The following is a 19303-nucleotide window of genomic DNA, read 5'->3' as shown; positions in this document are numbered from 1 at the left end:
TTAAGATTAGTAAGCAATGAAAACCTAGGTATTTAGCTAGGTTCTTTGTTTATGACTTGTATCAAGGCCAGTAGTTGACTACTGGCTTTTTTATAGATGCCATAGTGTAGGCCAATGTAGTCTTTAGCATCATTATAATTTTGTATATACATTTTACCCTTTAATACTTATAAAAAACTTTAGGCACTCAACAGAATAAATTGTGAGTCAAGTGGCAATGGATAGAACACTTTAAAATGACTGTTGAACGTTGATGTCTGCCTTGGTTTAAAATTGCCCCGTCAAGACTATCAAACACATTCCAGCATGTCCGCTTTGGGCGTTTACAAGCTAACCTGTCAATTATTACGAATACGGTTAGGAGTGAAATAGAGTAGGGTTTGTTGTAAAGTAGGTCGTTATCGTTAGCAACTAATTTATAAATATTTCTAATGACCTTGAACTACGACAACATTTTCGATGTGGTATCAGAATCACCTGAGCAAGATTTGCTTGATAAAGAATGTTCAGACTTAATGATCCAAATTCACAAAACATTGGATTTGAGAAACGCACCGATTAAAACAATTGTTCAGGCATTAGGCGTAACTCCAGCACAAGCAAGAAACCTTGCAAATGGTATCACTGAAAAATTTACATCTTACGAACTTCAAACATTTTTACAGCGGCTTTCGCCTGATATTAATTAAACGAAAAAAGAAAATTTCGTTATTCGCTTATTTTTAGCTGTCATATTTAATTGTGCATCAGTTGGGTCAGCTTTTTGGCCGAATGAGACATCTATAATGATACTTTATTGCTCTCTTAATAGTTGAAGTAACTGTATGAGTGGCCAGCTTAGGTGGGGCTCACTAAAACTATGTCTAAAATATCGTTAAATCTTGTTTTGGTCACAAAATGGTCACAAATTGCGATTACTCATTGATAACCACCGAAACGGTCACAAAAGTATGATGTAAGAATTTGATTTAAAAGGAGAAAATTGGTACAACCGAGTGGACTCGAACCACCGACCCCCACCATGTCAAGGTGGTGCTCTAACCAGCTGAGCTACGGTTGTATTGTTTGATGTGTTTACTTTGAAGCCTGAGACTTCGAAGCGGCGCGTATAATAACGACGTGACTATCTATCTGCAAGTCCTTTTTTGATTATATTGATTGATTGCGCAGCAATCGTACAAACCTTGCTTTTAACTGGAACACTATAGAAAGCTGCAAAGTCGTATTTGCGTTATGGGCATACTATTTATAGGTCATCACTGCGTTTTCTTGCCGGGTTGTTTGTTACAACGTTGATATAAATTTTGCCAAAATTGGATGTGTTGCTGCATCGCTACCTTATAGGTGTCAAAACCTTGCTGGTTCAGTTTCACGTGTTTTTTAAAGTGAGGCGACAAATCAGGGTGAACCATAATCAATTCGAAAATTGGACTAAATTGGTAGTGGTAGTTGTTTATTTGACTAGCGGTAGGCTGGATTTTTTCGATGAAAAACCGTTGAAAGACGTTCGTTAGATACTCTAACTTTTGCCGTGATCGGGAACTGGAACATCTTAGGTCGCTAGTGTGTTGTTCTAGCCACAAAGTAGTGGGTGGTAGGTTTTTCGAAAGGGTGAGTTGGCTTAACCATAATTTTGCTGGTAGTGAGTTATCTTTTAATATTTTTAGGTGCTGTTCCAACGTTGAACTTTGGAGCTGATTGTTTCGATTAATATGAAGTAGGAACTTTAGTGCGTTGATGCTTTGTATAAGGCCATCCCGTTCGTCTCCTTTTACGAATCCATAGTTTGAACTTAATCCTTGTTTCATTTCAGCACTTAGTTGCATTAAATTTGCCCAAACCATGGGTAGTTGCCCTACTTTAATTTGTTTCCAATTGGCCAATTTTTCCCTTAGTTTTGGATCTTGCGTATCTTCCAGGCATTGCTGTAATCCATTGATTAATTGTCTCTCGTATACGTATCGAGTGGAAGGTAACTGTAGGTTGCCAAGAGTTGTATTGCGCTGTGCAACAAGAGAATACAGTTCGCAGTGTTTAAATTCGTAAAATTCAAATAGTTTTATCGTTGTCTCGGGAAGGTTTTGTTGTAATTCTCTCAGAGGTGGATAGGGGCGCAAACTCACGGTGAGTTGCACAGGACTTTCTTCATCCAACACATTAGCCATACGTTCTTGATATTCTTGTAAATCATTCTGGAGTTGATGACTGCTGTCACAACCCCAAAGTAACACTATCAGAAAGAGTATGAAAAGGTGATAGCGCAAAAGCTTTAGCCTTTGGTATAAGAAGAAATGCTGCGTCCTCCATCAACCGCTATGATTTGCCCTGATACGTACGTAGCTTCGATGAGATATTTTATTGTATGAGCGATTTCATGCATTGTTCCTAAGCGCTGTGCTGGTACTTGGCTAAGGATTTGCTGTTTATCCTCTTCGTTAATTTGCATCTCTGGCCATAAAATAGCGCCTGGAGCGACACCATTAACACGTATTTCAGGGGCGAGCTCTAACGCTAAAGATTGTGTCATGGTGACTAACGCCGCTTTTGCCATACAGTAAAGGGTATGGTCTTTTAATGGACTAAAGGCATGGATATCCACCATATTAATGATTACGCCGCTGTTTTGGGTCAACGCTTGGGTACAATATTGAGATAAAAACAATGGGCCTTGCATATTGCTGCCGACTAAGCTTTGCCAGTCGTTGCTGGTTATTGTGCCAAAAGGAGTGGCATAAAATGACGAGGCGTTGTTAATTAATACATCTAAACGCCCAAATGAATCTATAGCTTGTTGTCCTACACGTTCAATGTTGGACATATCAGAAAGGTCACCTTGCACCAACATTGCGGATTTTGCTCTGATTTGATTGAGTTCACTACACAATTTTTCTGCTTCCATTCGTGATTCGTTGCAGTGAATCACAATGTTAGAACCAAATGTATGTAGATATTTTGCGGTATGTGCGCCAATTCGTTTGGCCCCGCCAGTAATGAGGGTGACTTTGTTTTCCATTTTCTTAGTAACTTAAAGTATCAAAAGTCAAGGATATAAAAGAAAGCACTTAAAAAATAGAGCTGGGCGAAAAGGAAACCTAAAAGTTTGGTAATTTAGCTGTCTAGATTTTTTAAAGTGATTTTTGCGCTATCAATGTAGTGCCCTCCAAAAAGTAACGCATGATTTAATACATGGTATAGTTGATAAATAGGTTTTCGATAGTGATAGCCCTCGTCTAAAGGCCAGATGTCTGCATAGCCTTGGTAAAAGCTCTCTGGAAAACGTCCAAATAATTCGGTCATGGCTAGATCAGTTTCTCGATCTCCAAAATAGAAAGCTGGGTCGTAAATGACTGGCTGATTTGAATGAAAACCCGTGTTACCTTGCCACAGGTCACCATGGAGCATAGATGCTTTGGGTTTATGACCTAAGAGCAAGTGTTTAACAGAGCCCACTGCGCTTTCGATATTAGCTAGAACAATGCCTTTCTCAGACAACAACTGCAGCATAAATCCAATGCGTTGTTCAGCAAAAAAGCAATTCCATTTTTTTTGCCAAAGGTTGGGCTGCGGTGTTAATCCAATGAAATTATCTTCTTGCCATCCATACATTTGTTGAGTGTGATTGTGATGTAATTTTGCCAAAGCTTGACCAAAATGAAACCAGCTTGGATCGTCACCTTGAGTGATAGTGATGTATTCTAAGACTAGATAACTATGGTTTGACACTAATCCCGAACAAATCACTTTGGGTACCTTGAATAGTTGGGTTTGGCTTATGTGCTCCAATCCTTCCCGTTCGGACTCAAAGTTAGACAGTTGAAATTTTTCATTGGTCTTGACAAAGAAACGCTGTTTTCCGTCTGATATTTTATAGGCTTTGTGACTATCTCCAGCCTTAACTTCACGAATATCGTCACATATAAATTCTTGTTGAATACTTTCGCTAATTTGTTCACTGATAAAGTGCCACATGTTCAAACCTTTTAAGACGTGTTATCAGCTAATTATGGTGTAAGTATTGAACTTGTATGGTTGATTAAGTTCTCTATCAAGACGTTATTATATTAATCAGTAATTAACCACTGTGTTTCGCGTGGTGTATTTCTTCCAATATCAATGGAATCTATGAGGTTAATGATTCTCCTTAGTGAACAAAATAAGTATGATTGCGGGCTTTATAAGCGTTAGAGGTTTGCGATGGTTCGTTTTGCAATATTAAATGTATTGGTCTTGTTATTTGTGTTACCTACTAGTGTACTTACGAAAGAGCACAAACCGACTCACTTAGAACCATTAGATCACGGATATGTGGGCATTCATGGCATGGTATTATTTAATCATGGGAGAAACCTTTACGCATCTCATATGCCACTGTATAGAAAACCCCACAACGCGCAAATTATCTATCAAATTGAAACGCAACATGATTCGCTGCTTAAACTGGTTAAAAATACTGACATGGTAACGGTGAAACCAGAGTTATTTGATCTTCAAAGGCTGATTAATGGTGAAGCGATATCTGTAAACGTTGATGTTTACAATGGTCATTTTGAGCGAGAAGGCAGTTTACAATTTAAAGATATTGAAATCATTCTAAGTAAACAAGTGTACTTACGAATGTTAGAAGATATATCTCCGGCCAGTGTTGAAAAAAAATATGACGCTGTAGCATTGGACAATGGTGGCAGTCTGTTGGTCTATCAAATTCAAAGCGCGCCAAGCTTTGATCATATTCTTATGTTGGCAGACGCTAGCAGCTGCCCAAAGACGATAAATACCAAGACACTCGTGCCCGAAGATAAAGACTTGAACGCTTTATTGGACGTGTGTGGTTCGCTTAAATCCGTTTATTTTGAAACCCAAGATTTTAAGAAAAGGTCTCATTAGAAGGGGGCTTTGACTATTTCCCCGTTTGTTATTCAACAGAGGCAGAGGAGACTAGTGGTTGGAATTGTTCTAGTACAATCACTTTTCTTAAGTTTTGAAAGGTATTAAACATAGAGGTAATCAATTCTTTATTGGCGATAAAAGTGGGTAGGTTGCCACCAGGATTGCCACCTCCAGTGTAGGTGATTTCGCTTTTTCCTTCTTCCAATGAAACTGCTTCCCATAATCCATGCATGTTTTGCATGCGCACAAATTTATCATGTTGAGGGATTGCATCACTTCTATCTGATATTTCTATTTGAACCGCGAGCTTCGAAGTAGTAATGGTTGATAGGGTAACCATATCGCGGTCTTTTACAGGCCATGGAGCCTCAAAAAATGTATTCACCAAACGTTGCGAAGGAGACACCTCTTGTAATGTCTCTACTTCAATACAGTTATGGATCCACTGCGAAGAAAATGACACATCATTAAATAAGGCAATCAATGCGTGAGGATTGGATTCGACTGTGGTGGTAACTTTGATCTCTTTGTAACCAGAATCAGTTGACTTGCTGTAAATACTGACTGCATTTTGTTGTTTTTCAAGTTCCCAATCGTTTGCTCTGCTTGCAAAACTGAGAAAAAAACCTGATAAAACCGCAATGATAATAGTAGTTTTTGTTGCTTTGCGTTGCATCACTAAACCTTAATTCGTTATAATACCCGTTATTGTTCTGATGGTAGCAGAGCATCTTTTTTCAAAGCACCCTTTTTTGGGTGTTTTTTATTTTTATTTATAGGTTCATGTAAGTAGAACCGACTCTAAACATTCGCATGTGGCGCTTGGTAGGTGTCACCACTGCATAAGGATTTTGATATGCCCGTAATTACTCTTCCCGATGGCAGCCAACGCCAATTTGAAAATGCAGTTTCAGTTTTTGATATCGCCACTGATATTGGTCCTGGTTTAGCAAAAGCCACCATAGCTGGCAAAGTAGATGGTGTGCGCGTAGATGCTCATGATCTAATTGAAAACGATGCAATGGTGCAAATAATAACCGCCAAAGATGAAGATGGTTTAGAAATTATCCGTCACTCTTGTGCTCACCTAATCGGTCATGCCATTAAGCAACTGTATCCAGATGTGAAAATGGCAATTGGTCCTACCATCGACAACGGCTTTTATTACGACATTGACATGGAACATTCATTAAATGATGAAGATCTTGTGCAAATCGAAAAGCGTATGTTGCAGCTAGCCAAAACTAATTACGATGTGGTTAAAAAAGTGGTGACTTGGCAAGAAGCCAGAGACACCTTCGAGGCTCGAGGAGAGACTTACAAAATTCAAATTCTTGATGAAAACATCGCTAAAGACGATAAACCTGCTTTATACCATCATGAAGAATATACAGACATGTGTCGCGGACCTCATGTGCCAAACATGAAGTTTTGCCAGCACTTCAAATTAATGAAAGTAGCCGGTGCCTATTGGCGTGGTGACAGCGACAACAAAATGTTGCAACGAATTTATGGAACCGCTTGGGCCGATAAAAAGCAACTTAAAGCCTATTTGAATCGATTAGAAGAAGCTGAAAAGCGTGATCACCGTAAAATTGGTAAAGCGCTAGATTTATTCCATTTTCAGGATGAAGCGCCCGGAATGGTGTTTTGGCATGATGCGGGTTGGACTATTTACACTGAACTTGAAAAGTTTGTTCGCTCGAAACTGCGTAAATATGGTTACGGTGAAGTAAAAGGTCCATTAATGATGGATCGTACACTTTGGGAAAAATCAGGGCATTGGGATAAGTACGCCGAAAACATGTTTACGACTACTTCTGAAAAGCGTGAATATGCGGTTAAACCAATGAACTGCCCAGGCCACGTACAGATATTTAATCAGGGCCTAAAATCTTATCGTGATTTACCTTTACGTATGGCTGAATTTGGCTGTTGTCACCGTAATGAACCTTCTGGTGCGTTGCACGGTTTGATGCGAGTGCGTGGTTTTACTCAAGATGATGCGCATATCTTCTGTACCGAAGAGCAAATTTTAGCTGAAGTTGGCGGATGTATTGATTCGGTTTATGAAATTTACAAAATATTTGGTTTCGACGCGATTTCAGTCAAATTGTCTACCCGTCCTGAAAAACGAGTGGGTAGTGATGAGACTTGGGATAAAGCAGAAAAAGAACTCGCCGAAGCACTCACGTCTAAAGGCATTGAATTTCAATACTTGCCAGGCGAAGGTGCCTTTTACGGACCTAAAATCGAATTTACCTTACATGATTGTTTAGATAGAGCTTGGCAATGTGGCACCGTGCAACTGGATTTCTCTATGCCTGGACGTTTAGGTTCAACTTATGTCGCTGAAGATGGTGAACGTAAAGTACCGGTGATGATCCACAGAGCGATTTTAGGATCTTTAGAGCGCTTTATTGGGATCTTAATTGAAGAGTATTCGGGCTTTTTCCCACTTTGGTTAGCACCTACCCAAGCGGTTATTATGAATATTACCGATAAACAAGCAGATTATTCGCAAAAAGTGCTAGAAAAGTTGCAAAAAAGTGGTCTTAGAGCAAAGTCGGACTTGAGAAATGAGAAAATAGGCTTTAAGATCCGCGAGCACACGCTTAGGCGTGTCCCATATTTGCTTGTTGTTGGCGATAAAGAGATGGAAAGTGGGGAAATTGCAGTACGTTCACGTAACGGCGATGACCTCGGAAAAATGTCGATAGACGCGTTTATTGACAAAGCCATGTTAGAAGTTGACAACAAACATATCTGATTAATTTTGCGGAGGAATAACATATTAAAAGCGCTAACATGAAGGCTAAAGATTCGAATAAAGCTCGGATCAATGAAGAAATTACTTTAAATGAAGTACGTTTGGTAGGAAAAGAGGGGGAGCCGTTAGGCGTAGTGTCTATCAGTGAAGCCATGGATGTTGCCGAACAAGCCAATTTAGACTTGGTTGAAATTAGCCCTAATGCTGAGCCGCCAGTATGTAAAGTAATGGATTACGGCAAGTTCTTGTTTGAAAAAAGCAAGACACTTAAAGAGCAAAAGAAAAAACAGAAGCAAATTCAGGTCAAGGAGATTAAATTTCGCCCTGGCACTGATGAAGGCGATTACCAGGTAAAACTGCGCAACCTGCGTCGCTTTCTAGAAGCGGGAGACAAGGCCAAAGTAACGATACGTTTTCGTGGACGTGAAATGGCACACCAAGAAATTGGCATTGAACAACTTAAACGCGTTCGCGCGGATTTAGAAGACATTGCCAACTGCGAATCTTTCCCTCATAGGGTAGAGGGTCGTCAGATGATCATGGTACTTGCCCCAATTAAGAAGTAGTTAAGGTCTACAAGTAGTTCGGAGTCTGCACCCGTTCTCACCTTGCTGCTAAACATGTAACTTAAACTTTGAGTGTCTGCAACACGAAGAGTTATTAACAATGCGGAGTTTTAGCAATGCCTAAAATGAAATCACACAGTGGAGCTGGGAAGCGTTTTATTAAAACTGCTTCTGGTCGCTTCAAGAGCAAACAGTCTCACTTGCGTCACATATTGACCAAGAAGAGTTCTAAGCGTAAACGTCACTTACGTGGCAAAAAATTGGTCCATGTGGCCGACACTGCGTTGATCCAACGCATGTTACCTTACGTTTAAGACAGGAGACTAAAAAATGGCAAGAGTAAAACGTGGTGTTGTTGCACGTGCCCGACATAAAAAGGTACTAAAACAAGCCAAAGGTTATTATGGAGCTCGTAGTCGAGTTTATCGCGTTGCTGTTCAAGCAGTAACAAAAGCTGGTCAATATGCATACCGTGACCGTCGCAACAAAAAACGTACATTCCGTCAGTTATGGATTGCTCGTATAAATGCTGCTTCACGTCAAAATGGTTTGTCTTACAGCCGTTTCATCAATGGTTTGAAGAAAGCCTCTGTTGAAATCGATCGTAAGATTTTAGCCGACATAGCGGTACATGACAAAAACGCATTTGTTGCATTAGTAAATGCAGCTAAAGGTGCATTAGCTTAATTTTTAGCTAATTTTTTTAACAAACAGTTTTAAGTTCTTTCAGGAAACGGCGAGCATGATGCTCGCCGTTTTTCTTTGTGTTTTTTATTCCATTAATTAATAAACTCTAACGTTTCACCATCTTTAGGGATATAGAATCTATGGTTCAGTTTATTTAATGTTGCCAGAGCGCGTAAGTCTTTTCTTGTCACAGGGCAGTGGTCCAAAGCCTCAAGATGATTGGCGATAAATTTTCCATCTGACGCTAAAGCTAATTGTATTGCTTCTTCTTCATTCATTATTACCTCACCACCTAGATCGAACTTTGCCCCGCCAGCAGGCGCAACAATAATATCTGGTTGTTTTTCTTTTACGAAATTAACTATATGAGGAGTGAGAATCGTATCGCCTGTAATATAAATACTTGGTTCATTTGGCATGTTAATAAAATATCCGACGCCATGTGCCATTAGTTTACCGACAACGCCAGTCCCGTGAAGGCAGCTTACAAGCTCGATATTGCCATTTTTCAATGTGTTTAGGTTGTGGATTTTTAATTCATGAGTTTCAAATGATCTTTTACTTAAAAATGCGGAATCTTGTTCAGAGCATAAAACAGGAATGTTATTTGATTTTATCCACTTTCCTCCAGCGCGATCCAAATGATCGAAATGCCCTTTTTGACAATGTGTGATTAAACAGTGTGTTACCCCATTCAATAAAGATGTTGTATTAGATGGCAAATCTACTAAGGGATTACGGCGTTTATTTGGTGTTAGATAACGCAGCGATGGGATCTTTCCTTTTTCTGCTAGCATGGGGTCTACCAATAAACACAGATTTTGGTATTCGATGATTATTGTTGCATTGCGTATTTGATGAACTTTCATATTAGTCTCGCGTAATTAAATGTCCTCGATATAGTAAATAAGGCATTGTTTGAATATAATGGCAAAAAATGACATTAAGAGTGTAAAAGTTGCCATTTAGAGTGGGAGTATTCGTCTACGACAATTGTCTTGCTTCTGGGACCTTAGGGTTTTCAGAATTACTTGAAGCTGCGAATAAAAGAATAAATAAGCCGTATTTTGAGTGTGTATTTGTGTCTCATGAAGGCCTAGATGTTGAGCTTACGCTGGGTCATCTGAGTAACTTAACTATGTTCACCCTCAATGATATTGCTACAGCGAATTTAGACGCATTGCTGATCCCAGGCTTTTGGACTCAATCAATTAATGATGTGTATCAGTTCCAACAAAACAACAAACCGTTGATTCTCACTTTAAGCCGATTAGAGCAACAATTGGAAATTTATGCTTATTGTACTGCAGTCACATTATTAGCAGCGTCTGGTAGGTTGGTTGGAAAAACGGCGACGGCTACTTGGTGGCTAAGTGAGTATCTTTGTGATACTTACAAAGAGGTGGATTGGCGTTTTGCGGATACCTTTGTCAAAAGCAGTCAAACAATAACGGCGTCTGGCGTACAGGGGTATTTACCAATTGCCAATTACCTCATTCAGCAACATTGTGGTGCTGAAATATTAGATGAACTGACAGATTTAATGGTACTACCGCGTCCAATTAAAAAACCTTTACCTATGCAAGAGTTACAAATAATTAAATCCAATGGTCCCTTGATGGCGAAAGTTTTTCGATGGGTCGAAAACTCCCAAGCAAGTGAGCTAAAAGTAGAGAATTTGGCCATTGCTACAAATATGTCGAAACGTACATTAGCCAGAAAAATCACGGCCCTTAGTGGATTGTCATGTGCGACCTTTATGCGAAAAGTAAAAATACAACAAGCTTGTAATCTACTGCGACTAAATCGCTTTCCTGTCAAACAAGTGTGTTTTAAGTTGGGCTACTTAGATGAAAGTTCTTTTAGGCGAATCTTTAAGGAAACGACTGGCTATACGCCTGCTCAATTTACTCGATACTTTGTGGATTAGTTGTGTTGTTCACCTGTCGTAATTTATTTGTTTTGTGTTGGGAACACGCTTCAAGTAAGGAGACGTTCTTTGTTATTTCCTCAACGCACAGGCTGGCTGCTTTTTAGACCAGAATTGATGAGGCCGTTGGCCATTTTGGTTGAAATGAAAATTGATTGTTTCAAGTTTTGGCCTTACACAATCTAAATCTATATCCTCACTCTTTAATGATTTAAATTACTTACCGATGACGAATCCCATGAAAAAAGTGGATATTTTATTATTTCGTAAAGATTGTTGCTAAATAAAGCAACTTTGTCGCAATTGTGTCTAGCCTCAAAGTGCCGCTTTCGTGTAGAATTGCCGGCTATTTTTAAATAGCCTTAGACTTAAATCAAGTTATTGAATAAAGGCCATATTTTTAATCCAAATTCGGGGACACTATGGATCTAGATGCCATAATTAGTGAAGCAGAAGCGCAAATTAATGCCGCAGAAGACGTCAATATACTTGATGCTGTGCGAGTTGATTTTATGGGCAAAAAAGGGCGGATGACAGAGTTACTTAAAGGTTTAGGTAAGTTATCTAATGAAGAACGCCCAGCTGCGGGTCAAAAAATCAATCTGGCCAAGCAACAAATTCAAAAGTTGATCCATGCGAGAGGGCAGTTTCTGCAGACTCAAGAGCTCAATAAAAAGCTGGCTGGCGAGACTATTGATGTCACTTTACCGGGCCGCGGCCAGAGTCGAGGTGGTTTGCACCCTGTCACACGCACTATTAATCGTATCGAGAGCTTTTTCAACGAACTTGGTTTTAGTGTCAAAACCGGTCCGGAAGTGGAAGACGGTTTTCATAACTTCGACGCGTTAAATATCCCGGCTAATCATCCAGCTCGCGCTGATCATGATACGTTTTATTTTAATCCCGATGTGATGTTACGTACCCAAACCTCTGGTGTGCAAATTCGCACCATGGAAGTTGAACAGCCTCCTCTTCGAATTATTTCACCTGGTCGTGTATACCGTAACGATTACGATCAAACTCATACCCCTATGTTTCATCAAGTAGAAGGTTTGATGGTTGATAAAAACGTGAGCTTTGCTGAGTTAAAAGGCATTTTGCATGATTTTTTAAATAACTTTTTTGAACAAGACTTACAAGTTCGCTTTAGACCTTCGTATTTTCCTTTTACTGAGCCATCTGCAGAAGTTGATGTTATGGGTAAAAATGGTAAATGGTTAGAGGTGTTAGGTTGCGGCATGGTGCATCCTAATGTACTTAAGGCCGTCAATATCGATCCGGAAATCTACACAGGTTTTGCCTTTGGAATGGGAGTAGAGCGCTTAACTATGTTGCGTTACGAAGTGAACGATTTACGTGCCTTCTTTGAGAACGATCTTCGTTTCCTTAAGCAATTTAATTAGGTCGAGTCAGAAATATGAAATTTAGTGAAAAGTGGTTAAGAGAATGGGTCAATCCGTCTGTGTCAACAGATGAGCTTAGTGAACAATTAAGCATGGCCGGTTTAGAAGTTGATGGTGTAGAAGCGGTTGCTGGCGAATTTTCTGGAGTGGTAGTGGGCGAAGTGGTCGAGTGTGGCCAACACCCTGATGCCGATAAATTGCAAGTGACCAAAGTTAATGTAGGCGACGAAGCACTTCTAGATATCGTTTGTGGTGCACCTAATTGCCGTCAAGGTTTAAAAGTAGCGGTCGCTAAAGTTGGTGCAGTATTACCCGGCAATTTTAAAATCAAAAAAGCGAAACTACGTGGCCAGCCTTCATTTGGGATGTTGTGTAGTTTTTCTGAACTAGGTATATCAGATGATCATGATGGCATTTTAGAGCTTCCTTTAGATGCTGAAATTGGTCAGGATATTCGCGAGTATTTACAACTTGACGATGTCACTATCGAAGTCGACTTAACACCGAACCGAGCGGACTGCTTAGGCATTAAAGGCCTAGCCAGAGAAGTAGGTGTGCTTAATCAATGTTCAGTCAATGCATTGCAAATACCAGAAGTGTCAGAACAAATCAGTGATTCTCGAAACATTCAATTGCAAGCCCCTGAAGCGTGTCCGCGTTATTTAGGTCGGGTTATCAAGAATATTAATTTAGACGTTGCGACGCCTCTATGGATGGTTGAAAAACTGCGACGTTCAGGGGTTAGAAGCATTGATCCTGTCGTTGATATTACTAATTTCGTGTTGTTAGAGCTTGGGCATCCTATGCATGCGTTTGACAACAATAAACTTGAAGGTGATGTAGTCGTACGTTTTGCAAAGAAAGACGAGAAACTAACGCTATTGGACGGTAATGAAGTGGCATTACAAAGTGACACCTTAGTCATCGCCGATACCCTTAAGCCACTTGCCATGGCCGGTATCTTTGGTGGATTAGAATCCGGTGTCACTAAAGACAGTAAAGACATATTCCTTGAAAGCGCTTTTTTCGCGCCTGACGCTATTATGGGTAAAGCTCGTCAGTATGGATTACACACAGACGCTTCACATCGCTATGAGCGTGGTGTTGACCCTCAGCTGCAACAGGTTGCCATGCAGCGAGCTACGCAACTGTTATTAGATATTGTTGGCGGTGAAGCTGGGCCTGTAATTGAAGCAATAGATACAGGATTAATACCTAAAGAGTGCAATGTTAGCTTGAGACAGAGTCGATTGTCTAAAGTACTAGGTGTCGATATTTCTGCGGATACAGTCACTGATATTTTCGAGCGATTAGGATTCGGAGTATCGTTTGAAAACCAATTATGGCAAATCAGTGTACCTCCTTATCGTTTTGACATAAGTATCGAAGAAGATCTTATTGAAGAAGTGGCTAGGGTATACGGATACAATGAAATTCCAAATACAGCTCCTGTAGCAAGTTTGAAAATGTCGCAGCATCAAGAGCAAAAAGTACAATTAAATCAATTGAAAAATACTTTGCTTGAAAGTGACTACCAAGAAGCGATTACTTATTCTTTTGTCGACCCAAAAATTCAATCGTTATTGTATCCTGATATTCAAGGTTTGCGGTTACCACACCCCATTTCATCTGAAATGTCGACTATGCGGGTGAGTTTGTGGACGGGGCTACTGCAGGCAGTGTCCTATAATCAAAAACGTCAACAAGGTCGAGTAAGGTTATTTGAATCAGGTCTGCGTTTTATTCCGGATAACTCTGAAAAAACAGGTGTAAAACAAGAGCTGGTAATTAGTGGCGTAGCTTGTGGTTTGGTCGCAGATGAAAATTGGGATAACTCAGCCCGAACTTTAGATTTTTTCGATGTGAAAACTGATGTTGAAAATCTTCTAAATTGCGCTGGTGTTGAAGGTTACCGTTTTGTCGCTTCAAGTCATAGTGCGTTACATCCTGGACAATGTGCTGAAGTTTTAATTGGTGATAGATCACTAGGTTATGTGGGTGCTGTTCATCCACAATTTGAAAAGTCACTTGGATTAAATGGAAGAAGTTTTGTCTTTGAATTGGAAATTAGCGCCTTTGGGTTAAAAAAATTACCTGTTTCGCAAGAAATTTCAAAATTTCCTGCGAATCGACGTGACATTGCAATCGTAGTAGACGATGATAAAGTAGTTGGCGATATCTTGAGTTGCATAGAAAAATTTGGCGCAAATCAATTAGTTGGCCTAAACTTGTTCGACGTGTACAGAGGGAAGGGAATTGCACAGGGAAAGAAAAGCCTCGCGATTTCACTAATTTTGCAAGATAAAACTAAGACATTACAAGAAAACGATATTCAGGCAACTGTTGACGGTATTTTAGCCAAGTTGTCACAAGAGTTTGAAGCATCTTTGAGGGATTGACGGTATGGCGTTAACCAAAGCCGAAATGGCGGAACATTTATTTGAGAAACTTGGGATCAATAAGCGTGATGCTAAGGACTTGGTCGAAACTTTTTTCGAAGAAGTGCGTGAAGCGTTAGAATCAGGTGAACAAGTTAAATTATCTGGATTTGGTAATTTTGATTTAAGACAGAAAAATGAACGTCCCGGTAGAAATCCAAAAACCGGTGAGGACATTCCTATTAAGGCAAGACGAGTGGTGACATTTAGACCCGGTCAAAAGCTTAAAAGTAGAGTCGAAAACTCAAAACCTACAGATTAAGTAGTCACATTTTTAAACATAAAAAAAACCCGGTAGAGCCCGGGTTTTTTTATGGATAACTGTATGTAGTGTTAAAGAACAGACACTAGTGCTTTGGCCAATGTATCTACGTTAGCTTTGCTAATACCAGCAATGTTCACACGGCTAGAGCCAACAAAATACACGCTATGTTGGTCACGTACCGCTTGAACTTGTTCTGGCGTGATACATAAAAACGAAAACATGCCTTTTTGCTTTTTGACAAATTCGAAATCTTTAGTTGATCCATATTCATTCATTTTCGAAACTAATAATGAACGAAGATCTTGCATGCGGGTGCGCATAGCTTCAACTTCGGCCATCCACTCTTGTCGTAAAGTGTCATCATTTAAAATAATGTCTACAAGGGCGCCACCATATGAAGGAGGCATAGAGTATATGCCTCGAGCAATGGATTGAATTTGTGTTTGAATTGCTTGGCGAGTGGTGCTGTTTTCGGTAACCATTACAGCTATGCCTACGCGCTCACGATATAAACCAAAGTTTTTCGAACAAGATGCCGCAATAATGACTTCAGGCAAGTTGTTGACTAATAAACGCATCCCATAAGCGTCTTCTTCTAAACCATCACCAAAACCTTGATAGGCGGTATCCACAAAAGGAATAAAGCCAGTTTTTTGCGCAAGCTCTAATACCACTTGCCACTGTTCTTTAGTCAGGTCTGCTCCGGTAGGGTTATGGCAGCAACCATGTAGTAACACTACATCACCTTTTTTAACTTGACCAAGGCACTCAACCATTGCTTCAAAATTAATACTGGCGTTGCTTTTGTCAAAATAGGGGTAGGTTTGAATGGCTAAACCCGCATTACCAATTAACGGGATATGGTTAGCCCAAGTAGGGTCGCTGACCCAAACAGTAAGGTTTTCGTCACAACGTTTAATCAATTCAGATAAAATTCGTAATGCGCCACATCCACCAGGAGCCTGAACCGCTGCGACACGGTCTGCTAGTAAAACGGGACTGTTTTTGCCTAACATCAGCTGTAACATTCCGTCGATATAACCTTGAACACCCTGTGGTGTAATATAGGTTTTAGAGTCTTCTTTACCTAAAAGAATGGTTTGCGCCTTAGCTACCGAATTGAGAATAGGTGTGTGACCTTGTTCGTCTTTATAAACACCGACACCTAAATCAATTTTATGTGGATTAGGATCGGCTTTAAATGCAGTAGACAATCCTAAAATTGGGTCGGCAGGAAGCTGGGGCAGTACTTCAAACATGATGTTCCTTAATGATAAATATGCAGAGTAGGTAGTAAGCTCTTATTATGCCATTGGTACAACAAAATTCGAGTCAAATTCGCACTAATTTATACTGAAATGAAAGCTCTGGCTGGAAGTACAACTTGCCGTGTTGTCATAGGTACGTTCGTGCCAAGACACATTCTGATGTTTATCAACTTTGAGTACAGTAGACGAGCGAGTTCCGTACTCTTTACCAAGAATAAAAATAGAAGAAAGGCGACGTTCCCAATCTAAGGGGATACCTGTTTGTGGGAGATCTTCGTCCGCAGCTAAACTTTTGTCCAATAATAAGCTAAACAATATCTCAGGATTGATATCGTGGCCATCTTGGCAATACTCTTCTAACTTACTCACGCCCTTATTAATTTTAGGCCAGGGACTATTTAGACTAGCATTGGATAAACCGTAATAACCATCCTCTAAGTGTTGTATTTGGTCCAAATGATTATTGTATACAGCGAGTTGATCCCATTTTCCAAATAGTAAGTTGTAGCCGTTATAGTCATTCTTACTAGAACGCAATTTCTGTTGATATTGTTTATCGGGATTTTGAAGGAATTGTGTGACCAATGCACCGCGTGTAATCGCATCATCAGATATTCGTTGAGGATCACGAATATTAGTGAGTGAAGCTATGTACCCTAATTTATTGATTCCCATCCAAGTGCCACCGGCTTGCAAATCTTTGCCAGCGATTATTCCTTGTTTGGGGTCCCATTCATGTGACTCGGCCGTTGGTCTGTTAAAAAACTCGTCACGATTAGCCGCAATAATCAAAGGGTAATCTTTATGTTGATTAACTGCGACAAATAAAATACACATACGCCCTTCGCGATTATTTAGCTTTTAACTTATCAACTTGGGTAAACAAGTCGTTAACGTCTTCAATAAATTTATCTGTAGTTACAGAAGAAGTCATATTGTAAGCGGGCGGCAATAGTACCGGGTTGTAACTGGGACGAGTATTAAATTCATCAGAATTCAAAAAGCCCAACGCATAAATCGGTGCAAGTATTATAAAGGTCATCGAGCCGGTAATTATGTTGCGTCTTCGAGTCGTTTGGTGGAATGCTATAAATAAGCTTAACCAGATAAACCCACCTACCACTAACGCAAAAATAGTTAGTTCTAACCAGGTGAACCATGAGCCGGGGTGAATATTAAATATGGCGATTTTCTGTATTAGAAGCAACGCATTGGCCAGTAATATCACCAAAAAGGTTAGATTAAACTGACTGACTACATGGCTCTCTTTTTTGACAACCTTAGCTAAAATAGCAAAACACAAAGGCCAAATACAAAAAGCCGCTAATTGCCCTAATTCAGAGGGAAGTGCCTTAATCAAATTAAATTCTTGTACGCTGCCTAGATACTTTGAAAGTAACAAAAAGCTCAAACAAACAAAGGACAAAAAAACCGCTAAAAAACTCTGGTTTAACCAATTGAGGTTTTCTTCTAATTCGCTTAACGGAATTGCTTCGACCAAGGGCACTTTTGTATCGATGATCCTGAGACGTGTTCGACCAATTTTTATGACGTCATGTGAATTAAGGGTCGCTTGCCTAACGAATTTATTGTTAACTTTAATGCCATTAGTGGACTGACAATCATTGACTATTAATTTTCCAGACTCAGGGTCGATTGCAACCAACATATGGCTGGGGCAAATATAAGGGTCGTCTAATCGTAAGTCATTATTAAAGTCACGGCCAACACACACGTAATCTTGTTCAAATTTATAGTGTTTAAGTGGAATGTTTTTCCGGGAAAGAAGCTCTAAAACTATTGCCATGCTATTGCGTCCATAAATTTCTGTGTGAATACCAAAGCAGAATCTTTGCTTACTCCAGCTAATGTATAGTGACTGATTAGTCCTTGTTGGTTGTGGTCAAGTGTGGCTCCAACAAATAACACGTCGTAGAGTTGTTCAAATTCTTTGTAGGCCCTGAAACATAATATTGTTTTATTAGTTACGCCGTTGATATTAGTGACCTTGTCTTGTTGACATCGATAATTTGTCACATCTGTCTTAGCGGCTTTATTACCTGCTCCGGCCCCTGTTATGCTTTGAGAATAAAAATTGTAAAAGCGATGTTCGCCTAATGACTTGCCATCTAACCACTCAAACTCAATTTCAAGACCACCTGTGCGTAAACCATTGTGCAGATAAATTTGCTCGTCTAACTGGCAACGATTCTCTACAGATAAATACAATGCTTCCGTATCACTGGTATTCGAGCCACCCCAACAAGAGATAAAATCAGTAATTTTTGCAGGAATTAATGCTTCACCTAATACACTGGTAACCCAATCATGATTGTTCAAAAGTGAAAAAAGCCGACTTTGATTGGCTAACAATTGTTGTTGTATACGAGGTTTTAACTGTTTGTTTTCTAAAATTTTGGCATCTTGGCTTTTCAACAAATTTCGAATTTTTGCCAAGGGAATGAGAAAACCAATCTGGTTGCCTGCAGTTGCTACGTTAACACCCATGACTTCACCGAGTTGATTAACAACTGGACCGCCGCTCATTCCGGGATTGATCGAACCGGTAAAATGGATTCGTTGATAAAAACTGTTTTTCTTCAACCCGTTAAACGTACCTGGTACAACTATCATGCCCAGATCATGAGGATTGCCTAACGAAAAAATGGCGCTGCCTTGTTCCGGTAATGATTCTGCTATGGGAAAAGCATTTTCTTGGTTTGAAAGCGCAACCTTTCTAACCAAAGCTAAGTCATTCACCACATCCACATCAACTAGTTGCAGATGCCCCTCAGAGCCGTCGTGGGCTAAGTATTCAATTCTGTATTTATCGGGGTTATAAACATACTCGGAAACCACATGGTAGTTAGTGACTACATTCCCTGATTTGTCTATTTGAAATCCAGACCCAATGGAGGATTTGTTACCAGACTCTAATTCTATTATTTTGATTTGATATAAGGCGGTGCGATATTGGCCAAATAAATTTTGGGCCGTTTGTTGGCTATGTGCAGTCGAGCACAACAAACACAATATAAATATAAAAATTCTCAATATTTGGGTTCCAATGACAATTAAAATTATGGGGC

19 protein-coding genes and 1 tRNA gene are annotated in these 19303 nt (G+C 39.8%); 10 read left to right on the top strand and 10 right to left on the bottom strand.

The features are described 5' to 3' along the window. The first annotated feature begins 431 nt into the window (after positions 1-431). Positions 432-689 carry a hypothetical protein gene (locus KO534_RS18045; RefSeq protein WP_215932007.1) on the top strand — a complete coding sequence of 86 codons (258 nt, stop codon included), beginning with the start codon at positions 432-434 and terminating at the stop codon, positions 687-689. 294 nt (positions 690-983) lie between these two features. On the opposite strand, the gene KO534_RS18040 is transcribed toward KO534_RS18045, so the two are convergent. The 4 genes from KO534_RS18040 to KO534_RS18025 all read right to left on the bottom strand — a co-directional run bounded on the left by KO534_RS18040 (position 984) and on the right by KO534_RS18025 (position 3969). Next, positions 984-1060 (bottom strand) — tRNA-Val (locus KO534_RS18040). Between the two features lie 196 nt (positions 1061-1256). After that, positions 1257-2264: a DUF3080 family protein gene (locus KO534_RS18035; protein WP_215931746.1), complete on the bottom strand. Its 1008-nt coding sequence runs from the start codon at positions 2262-2264 to the stop codon at positions 1257-1259. A gap of 5 nt (positions 2265-2269) precedes the next feature. After that, positions 2270-3013: a pteridine reductase gene (locus KO534_RS18030; RefSeq protein ID WP_215931744.1), complete on the bottom strand. Its 744-nt coding sequence runs from the start codon at positions 3011-3013 to the stop codon at positions 2270-2272. Positions 3014-3108: 95 nt separating this feature from the next. Next, positions 3109-3969 (bottom strand): fructosamine kinase family protein, encoded by an 861-nt coding sequence (locus KO534_RS18025; protein WP_215931742.1) that lies wholly within the window; start codon positions 3967-3969, stop codon positions 3109-3111. A 225-nt stretch (positions 3970-4194) separates the two neighbouring features. Here KO534_RS18025 and KO534_RS18020 point away from each other — a divergent pair, with 225 nt between their 5' ends. Continuing rightward, positions 4195-4884 (top strand): hypothetical protein, encoded by a 690-nt coding sequence (locus KO534_RS18020; RefSeq protein WP_215931740.1) that lies wholly within the window; start codon positions 4195-4197, stop codon positions 4882-4884. Positions 4885-4912: 28 nt separating this feature from the next. Here KO534_RS18020 and KO534_RS18015 read toward each other — a convergent pair whose 3' ends face one another. Continuing rightward, positions 4913-5563 (bottom strand): START domain-containing protein, encoded by a 651-nt coding sequence (locus tag KO534_RS18015; protein WP_215931738.1) that lies wholly within the window; start codon positions 5561-5563, stop codon positions 4913-4915. Between the two features lie 180 nt (positions 5564-5743). Here KO534_RS18015 and thrS point away from each other — a divergent pair, with 180 nt between their 5' ends. From thrS to rplT, 4 genes are all read left to right on the top strand, one after another. Then, on the top strand, positions 5744-7657 hold the full coding sequence (gene thrS, locus KO534_RS18010) for a threonine--tRNA ligase (RefSeq protein WP_215931736.1): 1914 nt from the start codon (positions 5744-5746) through the stop codon (positions 7655-7657). A gap of 38 nt (positions 7658-7695) precedes the next feature. Further along, complete coding sequence (gene infC / locus KO534_RS18005) at positions 7696-8223, top strand: translation initiation factor IF-3 (protein ID WP_215931734.1); 528 nt, start codon at positions 7696-7698, stop codon at positions 8221-8223. Between the two features lie 116 nt (positions 8224-8339). Beyond that, complete coding sequence (rpmI, locus tag KO534_RS18000; RefSeq protein ID WP_215931732.1) at positions 8340-8537, top strand: 50S ribosomal protein L35; 198 nt, start codon at positions 8340-8342, stop codon at positions 8535-8537. Positions 8538-8553: 16 nt separating this feature from the next. Next, on the top strand, positions 8554-8910 hold the full coding sequence (rplT, locus tag KO534_RS17995; protein WP_007636426.1) for a 50S ribosomal protein L20: 357 nt from the start codon (positions 8554-8556) through the stop codon (positions 8908-8910). A gap of 92 nt (positions 8911-9002) precedes the next feature. On the opposite strand, the gene KO534_RS17990 is transcribed toward rplT, so the two are convergent. Beyond that, entirely contained in the window at positions 9003-9779 is a 777-nt protein-coding gene (locus KO534_RS17990) for an MBL fold metallo-hydrolase (protein ID WP_215931730.1), read from the bottom strand. A gap of 89 nt (positions 9780-9868) precedes the next feature. Here KO534_RS17990 and KO534_RS17985 point away from each other — a divergent pair, with 89 nt between their 5' ends. From KO534_RS17985 to ihfA, 4 genes are all read left to right on the top strand, one after another. Further along, on the top strand, positions 9869-10840 hold the full coding sequence (locus tag KO534_RS17985) for a helix-turn-helix domain-containing protein (protein WP_215931728.1): 972 nt from the start codon (positions 9869-9871) through the stop codon (positions 10838-10840). A gap of 422 nt (positions 10841-11262) precedes the next feature. Beyond that, the gene (pheS, locus tag KO534_RS17980; protein WP_215931726.1) at positions 11263-12243 is read left to right on the top strand and encodes a phenylalanine--tRNA ligase subunit alpha; all 981 of its coding nucleotides are present in this window, start codon (positions 11263-11265) and stop codon (positions 12241-12243) included. 14 nt (positions 12244-12257) lie between these two features. Then, positions 12258-14642, top strand: a complete 2385-nt coding sequence (gene pheT, locus KO534_RS17975) for a phenylalanine--tRNA ligase subunit beta (protein WP_215931724.1) — start codon at positions 12258-12260, stop codon at positions 14640-14642. 4 nt (positions 14643-14646) lie between these two features. Further along, the gene (gene ihfA / locus KO534_RS17970; protein WP_215931722.1) at positions 14647-14943 is read left to right on the top strand and encodes an integration host factor subunit alpha; all 297 of its coding nucleotides are present in this window, start codon (positions 14647-14649) and stop codon (positions 14941-14943) included. A 71-nt stretch (positions 14944-15014) separates the two neighbouring features. On the opposite strand, the gene KO534_RS17965 is transcribed toward ihfA, so the two are convergent. The 4 genes from KO534_RS17965 to KO534_RS17950 all read right to left on the bottom strand — a co-directional run bounded on the left by KO534_RS17965 (position 15015) and on the right by KO534_RS17950 (position 19268). Next, positions 15015-16205 (bottom strand): aromatic amino acid transaminase, encoded by a 1191-nt coding sequence (locus KO534_RS17965; RefSeq protein WP_215931720.1) that lies wholly within the window; start codon positions 16203-16205, stop codon positions 15015-15017. An 84-nt stretch (positions 16206-16289) separates the two neighbouring features. Beyond that, positions 16290-17051, bottom strand: a complete 762-nt coding sequence (locus KO534_RS17960; RefSeq protein ID WP_215931718.1) for an NRDE family protein — start codon at positions 17049-17051, stop codon at positions 16290-16292. A 13-nt stretch (positions 17052-17064) separates the two neighbouring features. Continuing rightward, positions 17065-18021 (bottom strand): FHA domain-containing protein, encoded by a 957-nt coding sequence (locus KO534_RS17955; protein ID WP_215931716.1) that lies wholly within the window; start codon positions 18019-18021, stop codon positions 17065-17067. Then, positions 18012-19268, bottom strand: coding sequence for a S1C family serine protease (locus KO534_RS17950; RefSeq protein WP_215931714.1), 1257 nt, complete (start codon positions 19266-19268; stop codon positions 18012-18014). The genes KO534_RS17955 and KO534_RS17950 overlap by 10 nt, the downstream gene beginning before the upstream one ends. Between the last annotated feature and the right edge of the window lie 35 nt (positions 19269-19303).

It is taken from the genome of Paraglaciecola arctica (genome assembly GCF_018861065.1).
Lineage (GTDB): Bacteria > Pseudomonadota > Gammaproteobacteria > Enterobacterales > Alteromonadaceae > Paraglaciecola > Paraglaciecola arctica_B.
The sequence above is the reverse complement of the archived record's forward strand: the minus strand, read 5'-3'. Positions and strand labels throughout refer to the sequence as shown.

Bases quoted from the DNA above. Each gene is read 5' to 3' on its own strand.
- ihfA (WP_215931722.1), top strand. From the start codon at position 14,647: ATGGCGTTAACCAAAGCCGAAATGGCGGAACATTTATTTGAGAAACTT.
- KO534_RS17965 (WP_215931720.1), bottom strand. From the start codon at position 16,205: ATGTTTGAAGTACTGCCCCAGCTTCCTGCCGACCCAATTTTAGGATTG.
- rpmI (WP_215931732.1), top strand. From the start codon at position 8,340: ATGCCTAAAATGAAATCACACAGTGGAGCTGGGAAGCGTTTTATTAAA.
- KO534_RS18045 (WP_215932007.1), top strand. From the start codon at position 432: ATGACCTTGAACTACGACAACATTTTCGATGTGGTATCAGAATCACCT.
- KO534_RS17990 (WP_215931730.1), bottom strand. From the start codon at position 9,779: ATGAAAGTTCATCAAATACGCAATGCAACAATAATCATCGAATACCAA.
- KO534_RS18020 (WP_215931740.1), top strand. From the start codon at position 4,195: ATGGTTCGTTTTGCAATATTAAATGTATTGGTCTTGTTATTTGTGTTA.
- thrS (WP_215931736.1), top strand. From the start codon at position 5,744: ATGCCCGTAATTACTCTTCCCGATGGCAGCCAACGCCAATTTGAAAAT.
- KO534_RS18025 (WP_215931742.1), bottom strand. From the start codon at position 3,969: ATGTGGCACTTTATCAGTGAACAAATTAGCGAAAGTATTCAACAAGAA.
- infC (WP_215931734.1), top strand. From the start codon at position 7,696: ATGAAGGCTAAAGATTCGAATAAAGCTCGGATCAATGAAGAAATTACT.
- rplT (WP_007636426.1), top strand. From the start codon at position 8,554: ATGGCAAGAGTAAAACGTGGTGTTGTTGCACGTGCCCGACATAAAAAG.
- pheS (WP_215931726.1), top strand. From the start codon at position 11,263: ATGGATCTAGATGCCATAATTAGTGAAGCAGAAGCGCAAATTAATGCC.
- pheT (WP_215931724.1), top strand. From the start codon at position 12,258: ATGAAATTTAGTGAAAAGTGGTTAAGAGAATGGGTCAATCCGTCTGTG.
- KO534_RS18015 (WP_215931738.1), bottom strand. From the start codon at position 5,563: ATGCAACGCAAAGCAACAAAAACTACTATTATCATTGCGGTTTTATCA.
- KO534_RS17960 (WP_215931718.1), bottom strand. From the start codon at position 17,051: ATGTGTATTTTATTTGTCGCAGTTAATCAACATAAAGATTACCCTTTG.
- KO534_RS17955 (WP_215931716.1), bottom strand. From the start codon at position 18,021: ATGGCAATAGTTTTAGAGCTTCTTTCCCGGAAAAACATTCCACTTAAA.
- KO534_RS18030 (WP_215931744.1), bottom strand. From the start codon at position 3,013: ATGGAAAACAAAGTCACCCTCATTACTGGCGGGGCCAAACGAATTGGC.